Raw genomic sequence first — 17,614 nt, forward strand, 5'->3', positions numbered from 1 at the left:
TGAAAGATTTATAGCAGAGTACCTGTAATTAAGGGGGTTGGGGTATAAGAAAATTTTGTTTAGCATTGTTTTATTTCTATCTCATAAAAGTGCTAATTACCCTTTAAATTTAAAATTACGATGGTACACTTTGCACATTAACTTCTGCGCGGTCGAAAAAGCGCACAAAAAATTGAAGTGATTCTCCAAGTCCTAAGTAGCTGGTCCGAGTATCCTAATATAATTAGGAGACTTTAGCATGAAGGCGTTGATGAACACGAAGGTCTCGACACCGAATGCTAAAAGTCGAGAATGAGTATAGATTTCCTGGCAATCCTGGGAACTTTTGCTTGCCTTTGTATCACATACGTTTCATGCAATAGTCTCAATTGAGAATAATTATTGTAGGAGACGCCATGTCTAATATTGAATCTATACTAACCGAAACACGCCTTTTCCAGCCATCAGACGCAATCAAACAAAGCGTTGCTATCAATGAAGAAATGCTGGCAGAAATGCGCGCCAAGGCAAGTGAAGATCATGTTGGCTTTTGGTCTGATTTAGCAAAAGAAAAGCTTGTTTGGACAAAACCTTTTACCGTTGGGTTAGATGAATCTAACGCACCTCACTATAAATGGTTCACTGATGGTGAATTAAATGTTTCATACAATTGCATTGATCGTCACTTAGAAACTAAAAGCGATAAAACCGCGATTATCTTTGAAGGCGATCAAGGTGATGTTGAACGCTATTCCTATAAAGAGCTTCACGATCAAGTTTGCCGTTTTGCAAATACGTTAACCGCTCAGGGCATCGAGCAGGGTGATCGTGTCATCATCTATATGCCGATGATTCCTCAAGCGGTTATCGCAATGCAGGCTTGTGCTCGTATTGGAGCAATCCATTCTGTCGTGTTCGGCGGTTTCTCAGCTGAGGCTTTACGTGATCGTATCGAAAACGCGAATGCTAAGTTGGTGATTACCACTAATGGTAGTCGTCGAGGTGGCAAAACAATCCCTCTAAAGGGCGCTGTTGATGCGGCCTTGGAAAAGGGTTGTGACCATGTTAAAAAGGTCATTGTCTATCGTCGTACTGATGATGAAGTTTCAATGAAAGAGGGGCGAGATATTGACTGGATGGACGCTGAAGCGGGCATGAGCAATTATCATGATCCTGTTTCTGTCAATGCAGAACATCCTTTGTTCCTCTTATACACTTCTGGTTCAACAGGCACTCCTAAAGGTGTTCAGCACAGTAGTGGCGGCTATTTACTCAATGCCCACCTGACTAATGAGTGGATGTTCGATTTAAATGATGATGATGTTTTCTGGTGTACAGCTGATGTGGGCTGGATTACGGGTCATAGTTACGTTGCTTATGGACCTTTATCGGTTGGCGCTACGATTGTCATGTTCGAAGGTGTGCCAACTTATCCTGATGCAGGTCGTTTCTGGCAGGTTTGTCAGGATCATGGTGTCACTGTTTTCTATACAGCTCCAACCGCCATCCGTGCCTTAATGAAATTCGGTGCGGACTTACCAAATCAATATGACTTATCTAAATTACGTTTATTGGGCACGGTGGGTGAGCCGATCAACCCAGAAGCTTGGATGTGGTATCACGATGTAATCGGTCGTGGCGAATGTCCAATTATCGATACCTGGTGGCAGACTGAAACGGGCGCACACATGATCGCACCATTCCCAATCACACCATTGAAACCAGGTTCATGTACTCAGCCATTACCGGGTATCGATGCCGCTATTCTAGATGAAGAAGGTAACGAACTTGGGCGCGGTGAAGGTGGTCTATTGGTCATTAAAAAGCCTTGGCCATCGATGATCCGAAATGTTTGGGGCGATGATGAACGTTATAAGAGTACCTATTTCCCTTTAAAAGATTTGCCATATTACGTGGTGGGAGATAGTGCTTATCAAGATGATGATGGCTACTTCTGGATTCTTGGGCGTGTAGATGATGTATTAAATGTTTCTGGTCACCGCTTGGGGACTATGGAAATTGAATCTGCGCTTGTTTCCCATCATTTGGTCGCTGAGGCAGCAATCGTTGGGCGTCCTCATGATATTAAAGGTGAGGCCGTCGCGGCATTTGTTGTCTTAAATGTCGATATCCCTAAAGGTGAAGCTCGTACAGCTCTGATTGCTGAGCTACGTGATCACGTTGCCAAAGAAATCGGCCCTATCGCTAAGCCAGACGATATTCGTTTTGGTACCAATTTACCAAAAACGCGTTCAGGTAAGATCATGCGCCGCCTGCTAAGAACCATAGCGAAGGGTGAAGAGATTACACAGGATACTTCAACTCTTGAAGATCCAAGTATTCTGGAACAGTTCCAGAAGAAGAAATAGCGTTTATATCATTTAAACGTTATGTACCAAATTAAAATCAATCTGGTCTAGATTGGGTTGATTTTAATACCTCTTGAATTCAACAACACTTTTTTAGCGAATAGAACAAAGCCCTATGCGTTTTATATAGAAACGAATAGGTAATAAAAAAGAAACTTGTTGGGTTTAGGAGTATTAGTAGCATTCATATCTTATGGATGTTGTGTTTTAAGTCTCAATGAGGAGAGATACTTTGGATCAAGCTAAGATTGAGAAGATTAAAAGTCTTCCACAATATCAGCAGCTGGTTAAGGAGCGTACAGGTTTAGCCTGGAAACTTTCTATTGCCATGCTTGTTGTATATTACGGGTACATTATGCTGTTGGCATTTGACCCTGCGTTCTTCACGACAATTGTTAGTGGAGAGTATGTAACTATTGGTTTCCCTGTAGGTGTTGGCATTATTGTGTTCGCATTCCTATTGACGGGATACTACGTTAAGAAAGCGAACTCGGATTTTGATGAGTTGACGGCTCAAATTAAGAAAGAGGTTGAATAATGGCTACGATGATGAAAACATTATTTGCTTTCTTGATGACGGCGTTACCAATGTTGGCATATGCAGCAGGTGATATTGAAGGTGGTGAAAAGGCGGCAACTAACTGGCCGGCTATCACTATGTTTGTTATCTTTGTTGGTGCAACTTTGTATATCACTTACTGGGCAGCTCAACGTACTAAATCAGCTAAAGACTTCTATGCCGCTGGTGGTGGTATTACCGGTCTACAGAATGGTTTGGCAATTGCGGGTGACTATATGTCAGCGGCGTCATTCCTGGGTATTACAGGTATGGTTTACCTAAAAGGTTACGATGGTTTGATTTTCGCTATCGGTTTCTTGGTTGGTTGGCCTATTATCCTGTTCTTGATGTCTGAACGTCTACGTAACCTTGGTAAATATACTTTTGCTGACGTTGCGGCTTACCGTTTCAAGCAAACACCAATCCGTGTTTTATCGGCATTTGGTGGTATCGCTGTGGTAATCCTTTATCTTATCGCTCAGATGGTGGGTGCAGGTAAGTTAATCGAGCTACTATTCGGTTTAGACTTCAACTATGCGGTAGTTATGGTTGGTGCGTTGATTATTGCTTATGTATCGTTCGGTGGTATGTTGGCAACAACTTGGGTACAGATCATCAAAGCGGTATTGCTATTAGGTGGTTCTACATTCATCGCATTAATGGTAATGGTAAACATGGGCTTCAGCTTCGAAACTCTGTTTAAAACAGCTGTTGAAAACCGTGAAGGCGCTATGAATATCTTATATTCTGGTGGTTTCGTATCAGATCCTGTTAACGCTATCTCTTTAGGTATCGCTCTGATGTTCGGTACAGCGGGTCTGCCGCATATCCTAATGCGATTCTTCACTGTTCCAGATGCTAAAGAAGCGCGTAAATCGGTATTCTTCGCAACAGGTTTCATCGGTTACTTCTATATCCTAGCTTTCATTATCGGTTTTGGTGCTATCGCATTGGTAACGGCTGATATGTACATGGCTGGTGATAAGTTGGTTGGTGGTAACAACATGGCGGCAATCCACTTGTCTCATGTATTAGGTGGTGACTTCTTCCTAGGGTTTATCTCTGCGGTAGCATTTGCAACTATCCTAGCGGTTGTATCAGGTCTAACATTAGCGGGTGCTTCTGCACTTTCTCATGATATCTATGCAAACGTAATCAACCCTAATGCAACGGAAGAGCAAGAAACTCGTGTAGCGAAAACAGCGACTTTGATTATCGGTGCTTTAGCGATTGTTTTCGGTATCGGATTCAAAGATCAAAACATCGCATTCGTTGTAGCGCTAGCGTTCACTATTGCAGCATCTGCTAACTTCCCAGTATTGATCATGTCAATGTTCTGGAAAAACATGACCACACGTGGTGCGGTTATCGGTGGTTGGTTAGGTCTAATCTCAGCGGTTGTTATGGTTGTACTTGGGCCTGTTGTTTGGACGCAAATCCTTGATATGGGTGCGGCGATTGTTCCTTACAAATTCCCAGCGCTATTCACTGTTGTAATCGCGTTCGTTGGTATCTGGTTCTTCTCAATCACGGACAAATCGGCTCGTGCGCAAGAAGATAAAGATGGCTTTGAAGCACAGTTTATCCGTTCGCAAACCGGTATCGGTGCGGAAGGCGCTTCTGAACATTAATGGATGTTTGGAGCTTAAGCTGAAATAACTTTTAAAGTTATTGTTAAGAAAAGGGTGGTTACTTCGGTAACCACCCTTTTTTTATGGGTAGAATTAAGTTTTAATGGTTTATTGATAATATTACAGATAACCTCTTTTTAAGTCCTTGGAGCAAAGATGGCTATTGAACAGCAGCTCGAATTTCTCTCACAAATCACACCTTTCAATTTACTTGATGATATGGCCTTGAAGTCTGCGGCATCCAGCCTGGATGTAATCTATTTTCCGGAGAATCAAAACGTCTCTTTAGGGCAGAAGGGGGCTAATAAAATTGAATACCTATTCTTTGTCATCAAAGGTCGTGTCGCTGAAAAGAAAAACCAGGAAGTTGTGGCTCGTTATAGTGTGAGAAGTTATTTTGGGGATGCTGAGTTGATTGCGAAACAAAGCGCTTCAAGCTCCGCTCTGGAGTCAGGCTCTGAGTACCATACTCTTGAGGAGTCCATTCTGTATCGGATGCCTGCCGAGGTGTTCAATGAGCTATACGATCATAATCCACAATTTGCCAATCACTTTAGTGCCTCCTTGGTCGATAAGCTCAATCGTATCCATGAATCCATTCAAAACGCCTCTTCAACCGAGGTGATGATGGATACGGTCTGTTCCGCTCCACTTAAACCATTCGTTGCCGTTAATGAAAATGTTTCTTTGCAAACGGTTATCCAAAAGATGGTGGAGGCCAAATCTGATGCCTGTGTAGTGGAGTTTGAGGAATCTGAGATTGGTATTATCACTTCGACGGATATTATGAAATTATTGGCAAGTGGTGAATGGGAGCAGTTGAAAGAGTGTTTCAGCTTGAGTGAGGTCGTCAATAGGCCTGTGCAAACGGTGCATGAGTTCGATTACTTGTTTAATGCTCTGTTGAAGATGACTCGTTATCAAATTGACCGTTTGGTGGTACGCAGTGAAAACGGCTATGTAGGGTTTTTACATCAAAAAGATTTAATGGGATTGTTTGCCAACCAATCAGGTCTGGTCTTATTGAAAGTTGAGCAGGCTGAGGATGTTGAATCTTTAGCGGTTGTCGCCAGTCAGGTGGATGAGTTGATTAAGAACCTGAATCGTAAAGGGATTAAAACACATTACATCGCTAAACTGGTGAATGAATTGCATCGCAAAATGATTCATAAGTTGGTTGAGATTCTGTTGCCGATTCATTTACATCCTAAGCTGTGTTTGTTCGTGATGGGCAGTGAAGGACGGGCTGAACAGGTGGTGCGCACTGACCAGGATAATGCGTTGATTATGAGTGATGATTTATCCGTTGCTGATCAAACTTTGGTGGCTGAGTTTGCGGAAAATTTTACCCAAGCGATGTTGCAAATCGGCTTTCCGCTATGTCCTGGTGACATCATGCTTTCCAATCCGGATTGGCGTAAGACTCCTGAAGGGTTCAAGGCTACATTATTGAATTGGTTCAATGCTCCTAGCGAACAAAGTTTTATGAATATAGCGATTTTGTATGATGCGGAACCGGTTTTTGGGGAAGCAGAGTGGCTAGGGCACTTAAAAGCCAAGTTGTTGTACAAGGTGAATGAGCAACCGTTTTTTTTACGCAAGTTTGCCGTTCCTGCTGTGCAGTTTAAGACGCCGGTTGGATTTTTTGGTGGTTTAAAGACAGAGTCTAAGTCCGGTTCGGAATATATCGATATCAAAAAAGGCGGTATCTTTCCGATTGTTCACGGAGTGCGTTGTTATGCCTTGGAAGCCAATCTCACTCAGAACAATACCCATTGGCGAATCAAGGCGTTAATCGACAAAGGTGTTTTTACCAAGGAATTTGGGGTTGAGTTGGGCGAGACACTTAATTTCTTAAATACGCTACGTTTAGAAAGCATGTTGGCACAAATGGCTCTAGATGATGCGATACCTAGTAATTTAGTGTTGGTTTCGGGGCTTTCTCATTTGCAGCAAGATGTCTTAAAACAGGCTTTGCATGTGGTGGATGGATTTAAGAAAAAACTCAGCCATCATTTCAAAGTCAATGAGGTGCTTTAAGTGGGGTGGGGATTAAAACATTGGTTTGTTGACAAGTTGCACCAATGGCGGAAAAGGCAATTAAAGGATTCGCAATATGGGTTTATCTTTGATCAAGCGATTTCTGGAAAGTATGTCTGTTTTGATTGTGAAACCACCGGTTTGAACCCTAAAAAAGACAAGATCATTACCTTGAGTGCCATTAAGGTTGAAGGTAACCAGCTCTTAACAAGTCAAAGTTTGAACTTGACCATCAAGCAAGATCAGTCGATTTCTGCAGCAAGTATTCAAGTGCATCAGATTCGTAATATGGATGTTGAACAGAATGTTCACACTTATGAGGATGAGCGTGAGGCGATTACCCAGTTTCTGCAGTTTATCCATCAGGCGACTTTAGTCGGTTACTATCTGGAGTTTGATATTGAGATGGTTAATCAAGTGATTAAGCCTTGGTTGGGAGTTAAATTACCTAATCCGAGAATTGAGGTGTCTGAGCTTTTTTATCAGCGTGAGCTTGCCAAACAAAACTACGGGGTAAAGCAGGTTGATATCGATTTGCGCTTTGAGCGGATTTTGAATAAGTTGGATTTGCCTAATATCGGTCAACACGATGCGTTTAGCGATGCTTTGATGACAGCGTTGATTTTTGTTAAATTACAACAGGATAGGTGATTTTTTATATAGTGATTGTCATTATTTGGTAACTAAAGAATCAGTAAAATTTCATGCTTAAGTTCTTGACAAATAAACAAAAAACGATATAATTTGCGGCAGATTTTTTAAAAAGTTTTATCGAGAGTTGTTTTAAAAGTAATTTAAAGCAGCGGCTTGAATTTTAAAAAACCCCGTTTTTACGGGGTTTTTTGTTATTTGAACTTTGTAAAACAAAGCCTATTGGAAAGAGTTTACGTGACGATTGAAGAAAAAATTGAAAACACCTTAAGACCGACCGTTGAATCGATGGGATTTGATTGGTGGGGAATGGAGTATATGCCAGCCGGAAGACATACTTTATTGCGTGTGTTTATTGAAAAAGCGGATGGAACGGTTAATTCAGATGAAACCTATGATGTCTGCAAGCAAATTAGCGCGATTTTGGATGTGGAAGATGTGATCAGCAGCGAATTCCGCTTAGAGGTTTCATCACCAGGCATGGATAGATTGTTATTCACACCTGCACAATATGCTCGTTATGAAGGTAATGAGGTGCAGGTTCGTACAAGTATGGCCATTTTAGGGCGTAAGCGTTTTAAAGGTCTTATGTCTAAAGTGACTGAATCAGGTATTGAAATGGAAATTGATGGTGAACTTTTTGAGATTCCTTTCGACCTGATTGATAAAGCCAACGTAGTACCAAAATTTTAATCCCACTTTTTGTTTAAATTAAATAGATTGAAGAAACAAACAGAATTAGAGCGAGACAGAAATGAGTAAAGAAATCTTAGCCGTTGTTGAAATCATGGCCAATGAAAAAGGTGTTGATGAAGAAATTATTTTTGATGCGATTGAAACGGCTTTAGCGACGGCAACCCGTAGAAATAACGATGATGAAATCGATGTGCGTGTTTCAATCGACCGTCATACAGGTGATTATGAAACTTTCCGTCGTTGGGAAGTTATCGAAGATGACGTGGCCATTGAGGACAATGTTGGTTGGTATATCCGTGAAATGGACGCTATCGAGGAAGATCCTAATATCGAAGTGGGTCAATATATCGAAGAGCCGATGGAGTCTATTGAATTTGGACGTATCGGCGCACAAACCGCTAAACAAGTAATCATTCAGAAAGTACGTGAAGCTGAGCGTAAGAAAGTGGTAGAAGTTTACGAGAAGCGTGTGGGTGAAGTGTTAACAGGCCAGGTGAAGCGAATCGATCGCGGTGATGTCATTCTTGATATGGGTGACAATGTGGATGCGGTGATTATGCGTAACCAGCTTGTCGGTCGTGAAACTTTCCGTATCGGTGATCGTGTTCGTGCTTACTTGCAAGAAGTTTCTTTCCGCCCTCGTGGACCACAGCTGTTTATGTCGCGTGCTTGTAAAGAGATGTTGATTGAGCTTTTCAAAATCGAAGTACCGGAAATTGCAGATGATTTGATTGATATCATGAGCGCCGCTCGTGACGTTGGTTTCCGCGCTAAGATTGCGGTACGTGCCAATGACCCACGTCTTGACCCAATCGGTGCTTGCGTAGGTATGCGTGGTGGTCGTGTCCAGGCAGTGACCAATGAATTAGCCGGTGAACGTATCGATATCATCCTTTGGGATCCAAATGATGCTCAATTTGTCATTAATGCGATGGCGCCAGCTGAAGTGACTTCAATCATGGTGGATGAAGATCGTCATACGATGGATTTAGCGGTTGAAGATGAGCAACTTTCGCAAGCGATTGGTAAAAATGGACAAAACATCCGTCTAGCGAGTGAGCTGACAGGTTGGGAGTTGAATGTAATGACCCAGACTGATATGGCTGAAAAACATGAAACTGAATCTAAAGATCAAATTGATATCTTCGTTAACGCTTTAGATATTGATGAAGATTTTGCAGAAGTACTGGTTTCTGAAGGCTTTACTTCACTTGAAGAAGTGGCTTATGTTCCTGCTGCGGAGATGTTGGATATTGATGGTTTTGACGAAGACTTGGTTTCAGAGTTGAAACAGCGTGCAAAAGATGCGTTGTTGACGCAAGCGATTGCCGCAGAAGAGAAAACAGCCTTAGCTGAACCTGCAGAAGATTTGTTGGCTTTAGAAGGTATGACTGAAGAGATGGCTAAGCAATTGGCTGGTAACGGTGTGGTTACTCAAGAAGACTTAGCAGAACTTGGCACAGATGAGTTATTAGAGTATGTAGATATGGATGAAGCTGCTGCAGGAGAATTAATCCTGAAAGCTCGCGCTCCATGGTTTGAATAAAAAAAGGAAGATTAAATGGCCGAAGTATCAATAAAACAATTTTCAGAGACACTTAACCTTTCTGTTGACAAACTAATTTCGCAACTTAATGAATCGGGAGTGAAGGGTAAAACCGAAGCAGACACGATTTCAGAAGATGAGAAGCGTACTTTATTAAATTATTTAAAAGGACTTCATGGGGAAGTGGCAGAAGATGCACCTAAAAAGGTGACCTTGCGTCGTAAGCAAACGCTAAATCTCTCTGCGGGTTCTGGTAGTGGTAAACGTACCGTTAATGTTGAAGTTCGTAAAAAACGTACTTATGTGAAAAAACCAGAAACGACCGAAGAAGTAGTCGAGGAAGTCATCGAGCCGATTCAAACAGAGGCTGTTGTTGAAACGCCGGTTGTTGAAGAGGTTGTTGTGGAAACGGTTTCGGAAACACCTGTAGATGTGGTTGCAGAAGAAGTGCCAGAAGAGATTATGCCTAAAAAGATTGATAAAACTGCGGCACCAGAAATTGTTGCGGCACCAGTTGCAGCTAAGGAAGATCATTCTAAAGCCGCTAAAAAGGCTAAAGATCAGAAGCATCATGACAGCCGTAAGAAAAATGACGGTGTCGATGGTCCTAAAGGCAAAGCTGCAACTAAGGGGCGTAGCTTCAATGAAGGTAACGGCAATGGTCGTCGTCCAGGTAAAGGCCGTAAAGGTCAGGCTGATAAACGTCATGTTGCGCAGTTGGATAATGAACATGGTTTCCAAAAGCCAACTGAACCGGTTGTCAAGGAAGTTAAGGTTCCAGAAAGTATCACTCTGGCGGCATTAGCCGAACAGATGTCCGTTAAGACGGGTGAAGTCATCAAGTTTATGATGATGGAACTTGGCACCATGGCGACAATCAACCAAGTGCTTGATCAAGAAACAGCAATGCTGATTGTTGAAGAAATGGGACACAAAGCGATTCCGTTTACTGAGATTACGGTTGAAGATGAAGTCGTCAACCAAGAGTATCATGGTGCTACGGTAACACGTTCTCCGGTTGTGACCATTATGGGTCACGTTGACCACGGTAAAACATCCTTGCTTGACTATATCCGTAAGGCAAAAGTGGTGAGTGGTGAAGCGGGTGGTATCACCCAGCATATCGGTGCTTACCATGTAGACACCGATAAGGGTGGTGTTACGTTTATCGATACTCCAGGTCACGCGGCGTTTACCGCGATGCGTGCACGTGGTGCGGATATCACCGATGTTATCGTAATCGTAGTGGCTGCCGATGACGGTGTTATGCCGCAAACTAAAGAAGCGATTCAACATGCTAAAGCTTCTGGCGTGGGTATTGTGGTTGCCGTAAACAAAATGGATAAAGAAACCGCTAACATGGATCGCGTTATGCAGGAGTTGGTGGCAGAAGAAGTCATTCCTGAAGCTTGGGGTGGTGACGTGCAGTTTGTTCCTGTTTCAGCTAAAACAGGTATGGGTATTGATGATTTGCTTGATGCAATCTCTTTACAGTCTGAAATGTTGGAGCTTGAAGCGCCAACAGAAGGACCTGCTAAGGGTGTCGTAGTCGAGTCGCGTCTTGATAAAGGTCGTGGTACGGTCGCAACGGTACTGGTTCAGTCTGGAACATTGAAAAAAGGTGATATCGTACTTTGTGGTATGGAGTATGGCCGTGTTCGTCTATTGGTTAACGATGCCGGTCAGTCTGTTGAAGAAGCCGGTCCTTCTATTCCAGTTGAGATTTTAGGTCTTTCTGGTGTGCCGGTTGCGGGTGATGAGATGATTACCGTTGAGAGTGAACGTAAAGCTCGTGAAGCCGCTGTATTCCGTCAAGGTAAGTTTAAAGAGTTGAAGATTGCCCGTCAGCAGAAATCTAAATTGGAAAATATGTTCAATAAGATGGCTGAAGGTGATATCCAAAACGTTAACATTATTCTTAAGGCGGACGTACAAGGTTCTATTGAAGCGATTTCCGATGCATTAACCAAGCTTTCTAATGACGAGATTAAAGTAAATGTGATCTCTTCAGGTGTGGGTGGAATCAATGAATCTGACGCCAACCTTGCGATTGCTTCTGACGCATTGATCTTCGGTTTCAACGTCCGTGCAGACGCATCTGCGAAACGCATTATCGATAGTGAAGGCATCGGCCTTAAATATTACAGTATCATCTATGAAATCGTTGATGAAGTTAAACGTGCCGTTGAAGGTAAGTTGGCTCCAGACATTCAGGAAAATATTGTCGGTGTTGCAGACGTACGTGAAGTCTTTAAAGCACCTAAAATCGGTCTTATCGCTGGTTGTATGGTTACCGAAGGTACCGTTAAACGCAATAATCCTATCCGTGTTCTACGTGACAATGTGGTAATTTACGAAGGTAATCTTGAGTCGTTACGTCGTTTCAAAGATGACGCCAATGAAGTTAACAAAGGTATGGAGTGTGGTATCGGTGTTAAAGATTACAATGACGTTAAAGTGGGTGACCAGATTGAGTGTTACGAGCGCGTAGAAGTTAAGCGTACTTTAGATTAATTGAAGATACATCATTAATCACCGATATAAAGGTTCAAATTAACTAAGCCGGCCTGGTAAAAAGGGTTCTGCAGAATTAAAACCTTTATTCAGATTGCCCCAGTATAATTATCCGTTGGTAATTGTAATTTGGGGCTTTTTGATTTTAAAAGAGAAAGAAATTATGAGTAATCAAACCGTGAGCCGTCCTACTCGAGTGGCTCAAGAGATTCGTAGAACCATTGCCCAATTGTTGGTGCAAGAGGTTAAAGATCCTCGTTTTCAAAACATCAGCATTACCGATTGTAAAATCAGTAAAGATCTAAGCATTGCGAAGATTCATTTTGCCTTGATGGGGTTTAATGAAAATGACCCTGAGGTGGCTGAAACTTTGGCGGCTTTAGAAAAAGCGGAAGGATTCTTCCGTTCTGAAATTGGTAAGCGTTTACGTTTACGCATTGTGCCGCATGTGCGTTTTTACTATGACAATATTCCAGAACATGCCCAGCATATGGAAATGCTCATCAATAAGGCGTTAAATTCATAAATGAGTCAGTTTCGTCGTCCACCAAAACGTGTGGTAAATGGTATTGTTTTGCTTAATAAGCCTGCAGGCGTGTCATCCAATGGTATCTTGCAACAGGTAATTCGGGTCTTTAATGCAAAAAAAGGTGGCCATACTGGCGCCTTAGATCCTTTTGCAACCGGCTTGTTGCCTATTTGTTTGGGTGAAGCGACTAAGGTCTCAGGTCTATTGCTCGATTCAGATAAGCGTTATACGGCAACCCTGAAGTTAGGTGAACAGTCGGATACCGGTGATACGGAAGGTGAAATCATTCAAACCTTACCCGTACCTGAACTTTCTGAAGCGTTGATTGAAAAAGTGTTCGCCCAGTTTATCGGTGATATACAACAGGTTCCACCTATGTATTCGGCACTTAAACATCAAGGTAAACCGTTGTATTTTTATGCTCGTCAAGGGATAGAAATCGAGCGTCCAGCACGCCCGATACGAATTCTGAACCTGTCGTTGGTCTCGTTTACCCAAAATCAAATAATCTTTGATGTGCATAGTTCCAAAGGGACTTATGTCAGAACGTTAGGTGAAGACATCGCTAAGGCCTTGGGAACGGTTGGGCATTTAACGGCACTGCATCGTACCCAAACGGGGAGTTTAAAAGGTGACGAGATGTTGAGTCTGGAAGAGATTGAAACTCAGCTCGATAACTGTCTACACCCGATAGATGAAGCGATTCAGCATCTACAGCGTTTTGATTTGACGGCTGAGCAGGCCGATTTAATTCGTCATGGCGGCAAGTTGGATTTTGCCAAACCGGAAACCGACCTGGTTCGTTTTTATGAGAACGACATCTGTATCGCCGTTGGAGAATGGCAGGCTGATAAACAGCTATTAAAGCCCAAGCGAGTGTTTAATTTACCTGAAAGTGTGGCAGGCTGATGATTTTCGCCAAGGCCGACGGCATTCTTGATCTGCGTAGCTTAGATGACTATAAAACAGGTCACTTAACGGGTTCCACATGGTTAACCTGGGACGATTTGCCTGAAAGTCTCAATGCCTTGCCAGCCGCACCTGCAACACTTTATCTCGTTGGTGAAAAAGACCCTATTGAAGCGGCCAGTCTGTTGCTCGATACCAAAGGTTACCAAGTCAGCGGTTCTTTAGTGATTGACTCCCCAAGCGCCATGCAAGATTGGGGTACACAGCTACCAGGCCTGGTTGAAACGGGGTCGACTTCAAAAACACTTTGGTCACCCAGTTTGTTAGTCAAAGAGTTTATTGATTTGATTCAAAAAGAATCTCTTTCGTTTGCCGAATCGGCGCAACGCCCAGAAGTTTTGGATATTGGTTGCGGTGGCGGTCGTGATGCGATTTATCTAGCTAAAAACCGTATGAATGTCATCGCGATCGATCATGAGGCCAAAGTGCTGAAGCGCGCTAAGGCGCTAGCAACATTATCCGGGGCATCGGTTAAATTCAAATGTTGCGATATCAAGAAAGATGGCTGTTTGCCTAATCAGAAATTTGATCTGATTACGGTGGTACGCTTTTTAAATCGAGAGCTGTTTTCTTATATTAAGGAAATGACCAGGCCTGGTGGGTTTGTTTTGTTTCAAACGTTTGTTGAAGGTGTGGAACAGTTTAGTTCGCCTAAAAACCCCAATTTTATTTTGGGTAAGACAGAACTGGCCGAAGTTTTTTCGGGCTTTAATGTAATTATTGATAGAATAGAACAATTAGACGATGGGCGGCCTGTGGCCTCTTTTATAGCTCAAAAGCCCCTGGTCAGTTAACAAAAAGAAAAATAATAATCTAACGTAGTTACTACGGTTATAGGAGAATGTTTAATGATTTCAATGTCAGCTAAAGAACTTTTTGAATTTTTTCAAGAACATAGCATTTGTGAATCACTTACTAAAGATGAAGTAGAGAGATTGATTCCTTACCTTCAAGAAAAAGAATACCAAGGTGGTGAAGTGATTTCAGACGCTGGCGAAGTGGGTGAGGCGCTTGGTTTTGTGATTCAAGGAAAAGTTCAGTTCACAAGCTCGGACGGCCAAGATACCGCTCCTGTAGGTAAGCAAGGGGTAGGGACATTGATTGGTGAAATGTCTTTCTTTGACAGAAAACCTCGTAACTTACGCATGGAAGCGTGTAAAAAAGGTGTTAAGTTTCTGATATTGACTCGTCCTATGTATGATCGTCTAAAAGTGGAAGAGCCGTTTATGGCGGTGAATATTCTAGAGAATGCGATTGTGAGTTTAGATACTCTAGTACGTCATATGGGCGACGATATTTCAGCTCTGAACCACTATATGCACGGTTTTGGTAAACATTGATAAAAAGTTTATAAACGCTTGTATTTTAATTGAAAATCAGTAAAATGCTCGGATTCGTCCCTATCATCGGTCGTGGAGGCGAATTTTTGTTAAGACCGATCCAATGGAGTAAACACTATGTTTGACGCAGAAGTTAAAGCTAAAATCGTTGCAGAATATGCAACAAAAGAAGGTGACACTGGTTCACCAGAAGTTCAAGTTGCACTTTTAACTGCACGTATTAAATACCTTACTGAGCACTTTAAAGCACATAAACAAGATAACCATTCTCGTACTGGTCTATTACGTTTAGTTAGCCGTCGTCGTAAGCTTTTAGACTACGTTCACAAGAAAGACGGTGAAAGATATTTAGCTCTTATCAAGCGTTTAGGTCTACGTAAGTAATTCATCTATAAAATGATTACTTAAGTTATATCTTAAGCTCAAAAAAAGCCCTGCCTCGCAGGGCTTTTTTTTTGCCCAAATAATCATAGATTAGTTTTAATTGGTGGGTAATAAATAGTAGAATGATTCAACTTTGAACGAGCAAAATTGCCTGTAACCCGATAGCCTGAATCCCTAAGCACTCCAAGGTGTTAAACGGTTTGTTTAGGGATTCAGGTTTCAGACAATGTAATCCTCAAAGTATTGAAGATGAAACCATTGATATATAAAGGACAGAATATGGCCAAGTTTACTAAAACGTTCCAGTACGGAAGTCATCAAGTGACATTAGAAACCGGAGAAATCGCTCGTCAAGCTGACGGTGCGGTTATGATTGGTATGGGAGATACTCGTATCTTGGTTACTGCGGTAGCGGCTAAAACGGCAAAAGCGGGACAAGACTTTTTTCCATTGACAGTAAACTACCAAGAGAAAGCTTATGCGGCAGGCCGTATTCCAGGTGGCTTTTTGAAGCGTGAAGGGCGTCCTTCTGAAAAAGAAACCCTAACCTCACGTCTGATTGACCGTCCGATTCGTCCTTTGTTTCCTAAAGGTTTTCTGAATGAAGTTCAAATTATCGCAACGGTTGTGGCGTTAGATCCTGAAGTAGGCACTGAAGTGGCCGCCATGCTGGGTACTTCTGCGGCATTAGCGATTTCGGGTATTCCTTTTGATGGCCCGATTGGTGCGGCTATCGTTGGTTATCGTGATGATGAGTTTCTACTCAACCCAAGCCCGGAAAGCTTGCAAACATCTGATTTGGAACTAAGTGTTGCCGGTACTAAAGATGCGGTATTAATGGTTGAATCAGAAGCGGCAGAGTTACCGGAAGATGTGATGTTGGGTGCGGTTATGTACGGTCACCAGCAGATGCAAGTGGCGATTCAAGCGATTGAAGAATTCGCTCAAGAAGCTGGTAAGCCACGTTGGGAATGGGAAGCGCCAGCGGTAAACACCGAATTGAAAGATGCTGTGTTTGGTCTAATTCGCTCTGATGTAGAAGCGGCTTATAGCATTGCCGATAAGATGGAGCGTTATAGTGCATTAGATGCGGCAAAAGCGAAAATGATGGCTGAACTGGCCGTGTCAGAAGACAATGCCGATGGTTTTGATGAAAAAGACCTGGATGGTATGTTCGGTAAGGTACAAAAGGACATCGTACGTGGTCGTGTCATTGCGGGTGAGCCACGTATTGATGGACGTGATACTAAAACGGTTCGAGCAATCAACTGTCAAGTAGGTGTGTTGCCTCAGGTTCACGGTTCAGCACTGTTTACCCGTGGTGAAACGCAAGCTTTGGTGGTGACGACTTTAGGTACTGAGAAAGATGCCAAGATTGTTGACGAGTTGACCGGTTCTTATCATGACCGTTTCATGCTGCATTATAACTTCCCTCCGTTCTCGGTCGGTGAGTGTGGGCGTACTGGTAGCCCTGGTCGTCGTGAAATCGGTCACGGTATGTTGGCGCGTCGCGGTGTTGCGGCATTGTTACCAACGGCTGAAGAATTCCCATACACCATCCGTGTGGTTTCAGAGATTACCGAATCAAACGGTTCAAGTTCGATGGCATCGGTTTGCGGTACTTCCATGTCATTAATGCACGCGGGTGTGCCAATTGCGGCGCCAATCGCGGGTATTGCTATGGGCTTGATTAAAGAAGAGAGTGGTTTTGCGGTGCTTTCAGATATCTTGGGTGACGAAGATCACCTTGGCGATATGGACTTTAAGGTTGCGGGTACGGATGAAGGTATCACGGCTTTACAGATGGATATTAAAATCACCGGTATCACCGAAGAGATTATGCAGATCGCTTTAGATCAAGCTAAAGCAGGGCGCTTACACATCCTGGGTGAGATGGAAAAAGCGATCAGCAGTTCGAATGAATCGGTAGCGGGTACCGCTCCACGTTTCTTCAGCGTAAAGGTCAAGCCAGAAAAAGTACGTGAAATCATCGGTAAGGGCGGTGCAACCATTCGTTCGATTACTGAAGAGACTGGATGTGTGATTGAAATCGATGATGACGGTAATGTTAAGATTGCCGCAAAAGATGACGAATCGGCGAATGCGGCTAAGGCTCGTATTGCTGAAATCACTGCGGAACCTGAAATCGGTAAGACTTATGATGCAGTGGTTAAGAAAATCGTTGATTTCGGTGCTTTCGTTGCCTATATGCCTGGTCGTGAAGGTTTGGTTCATGTATCTCAAATCGCAGAAGAGCGTGTTGAAGATGTGAATGAGTTCTTGAAAGAAGGTCAGGAAATTCGTGTTAAGTTAACCGATATCGACAAGCAAGGTCGTGTGAAACTTTCTATGAAAGACGCTGATAAAGAGTAGAAAGATAATCTCAAGACTATTCTCAGTAAAGGTC

At 42.8% G+C, this 17,614-nt stretch carries 14 protein-coding genes; all 14 read left to right on the plus strand.

The features are described from left to right. Window positions 1-395: 395 nt before the first annotated feature. Window positions 396-2,348 (plus strand): acetate--CoA ligase, encoded by a 1,953-nt coding sequence (gene acs, locus L6421_RS05365; protein WP_237264326.1) that lies wholly within the window; start codon window positions 396-398, stop codon window positions 2,346-2,348. Window positions 2,349-2,580: 232 nt separating this feature from the next. After that, window positions 2,581-2,886: a DUF485 domain-containing protein gene (locus tag L6421_RS05370; RefSeq protein ID WP_237264328.1), complete on the plus strand. Its 306-nt coding sequence runs from the start codon at window positions 2,581-2,583 to the stop codon at window positions 2,884-2,886. Further along, on the plus strand, window positions 2,886-4,538 hold the full coding sequence (locus L6421_RS05375) for a cation acetate symporter (protein WP_255695508.1): 1,653 nt from the start codon (window positions 2,886-2,888) through the stop codon (window positions 4,536-4,538). Before L6421_RS05370 ends, L6421_RS05375 begins: the two co-directional genes overlap by 1 nt. Before the next feature lie 156 nt (window positions 4,539-4,694). Next, the gene (locus L6421_RS05380) at window positions 4,695-6,578 is read left to right on the plus strand and encodes a DUF294 nucleotidyltransferase-like domain-containing protein (protein ID WP_237264330.1); all 1,884 of its coding nucleotides are present in this window, start codon (window positions 4,695-4,697) and stop codon (window positions 6,576-6,578) included. Next, on the plus strand, window positions 6,579-7,229 hold the full coding sequence (locus L6421_RS05385) for a 3'-5' exonuclease (protein WP_237264332.1): 651 nt from the start codon (window positions 6,579-6,581) through the stop codon (window positions 7,227-7,229). Window positions 7,230-7,466: 237 nt separating this feature from the next. Next, complete coding sequence (rimP, locus tag L6421_RS05390) at window positions 7,467-7,922, plus strand: ribosome maturation factor RimP (RefSeq protein WP_237264334.1); 456 nt, start codon at window positions 7,467-7,469, stop codon at window positions 7,920-7,922. Window positions 7,923-7,983: 61 nt separating this feature from the next. After that, window positions 7,984-9,471, plus strand: coding sequence for a transcription termination factor NusA (gene nusA, locus L6421_RS05395; protein ID WP_237264336.1), 1,488 nt, complete (start codon window positions 7,984-7,986; stop codon window positions 9,469-9,471). A gap of 15 nt (window positions 9,472-9,486) precedes the next feature. Then, window positions 9,487-11,985 carry a translation initiation factor IF-2 gene (infB, locus tag L6421_RS05400; RefSeq protein ID WP_237264338.1) on the plus strand — a complete coding sequence of 833 codons (2,499 nt, stop codon included), beginning with the start codon at window positions 9,487-9,489 and terminating at the stop codon, window positions 11,983-11,985. Window positions 11,986-12,148: 163 nt separating this feature from the next. Next, window positions 12,149-12,511, plus strand: a complete 363-nt coding sequence (gene rbfA / locus L6421_RS05405; protein WP_237264340.1) for a 30S ribosome-binding factor RbfA — start codon at window positions 12,149-12,151, stop codon at window positions 12,509-12,511. Next, on the plus strand, window positions 12,512-13,423 hold the full coding sequence (truB, locus tag L6421_RS05410) for a tRNA pseudouridine(55) synthase TruB (RefSeq protein ID WP_237264342.1): 912 nt from the start codon (window positions 12,512-12,514) through the stop codon (window positions 13,421-13,423). Further along, the gene (locus L6421_RS05415) at window positions 13,423-14,277 is read left to right on the plus strand and encodes a methyltransferase domain-containing protein (protein WP_237264344.1); all 855 of its coding nucleotides are present in this window, start codon (window positions 13,423-13,425) and stop codon (window positions 14,275-14,277) included. Before truB ends, L6421_RS05415 begins: the two co-directional genes overlap by 1 nt. Before the next feature lie 54 nt (window positions 14,278-14,331). Continuing rightward, complete coding sequence (locus tag L6421_RS05420; protein WP_237264346.1) at window positions 14,332-14,823, plus strand: Crp/Fnr family transcriptional regulator; 492 nt, start codon at window positions 14,332-14,334, stop codon at window positions 14,821-14,823. A gap of 117 nt (window positions 14,824-14,940) precedes the next feature. Continuing rightward, a complete protein-coding gene (rpsO, locus tag L6421_RS05425; protein WP_237264348.1) occupies window positions 14,941-15,207 on the plus strand; it encodes a 30S ribosomal protein S15 in 267 nt (88 codons plus the stop codon). A 279-nt stretch (window positions 15,208-15,486) separates the two neighbouring features. After that, window positions 15,487-17,580 (plus strand): polyribonucleotide nucleotidyltransferase, encoded by a 2,094-nt coding sequence (gene pnp, locus L6421_RS05430; protein WP_237264350.1) that lies wholly within the window; start codon window positions 15,487-15,489, stop codon window positions 17,578-17,580. Window positions 17,581-17,614: the final 34 nt, after the last annotated feature.

The sequence above is a fragment of the Thiomicrorhabdus immobilis genome, from assembly GCF_021654855.1.
GTDB lineage: Bacteria > Pseudomonadota > Gammaproteobacteria > Thiomicrospirales > Thiomicrospiraceae > Thiomicrorhabdus > Thiomicrorhabdus immobilis.

Excerpts from the sequence above, each read along its gene's own strand:
- pnp (WP_237264350.1), top strand. The coding sequence starts at position 15,487 with ATGGCCAAGTTTACTAAAACGTTCCAGTACGGAAGTCATCAAGTGACA.
- rpsO (WP_237264348.1), top strand. The coding sequence starts at position 14,941 with ATGTTTGACGCAGAAGTTAAAGCTAAAATCGTTGCAGAATATGCAACA.
- nusA (WP_237264336.1), top strand. The coding sequence starts at position 7,984 with ATGAGTAAAGAAATCTTAGCCGTTGTTGAAATCATGGCCAATGAAAAA.
- L6421_RS05415 (WP_237264344.1), top strand. The coding sequence starts at position 13,423 with ATGATTTTCGCCAAGGCCGACGGCATTCTTGATCTGCGTAGCTTAGAT.
- rbfA (WP_237264340.1), top strand. The coding sequence starts at position 12,149 with ATGAGTAATCAAACCGTGAGCCGTCCTACTCGAGTGGCTCAAGAGATT.
- L6421_RS05380 (WP_237264330.1), top strand. The coding sequence starts at position 4,695 with ATGGCTATTGAACAGCAGCTCGAATTTCTCTCACAAATCACACCTTTC.
- L6421_RS05420 (WP_237264346.1), top strand. The coding sequence starts at position 14,332 with ATGATTTCAATGTCAGCTAAAGAACTTTTTGAATTTTTTCAAGAACAT.
- acs (WP_237264326.1), top strand. The coding sequence starts at position 396 with ATGTCTAATATTGAATCTATACTAACCGAAACACGCCTTTTCCAGCCA.
- infB (WP_237264338.1), top strand. The coding sequence starts at position 9,487 with ATGGCCGAAGTATCAATAAAACAATTTTCAGAGACACTTAACCTTTCT.
- L6421_RS05375 (WP_255695508.1), top strand. The coding sequence starts at position 2,886 with ATGGCTACGATGATGAAAACATTATTTGCTTTCTTGATGACGGCGTTA.
- truB (WP_237264342.1), top strand. The coding sequence starts at position 12,512 with ATGAGTCAGTTTCGTCGTCCACCAAAACGTGTGGTAAATGGTATTGTT.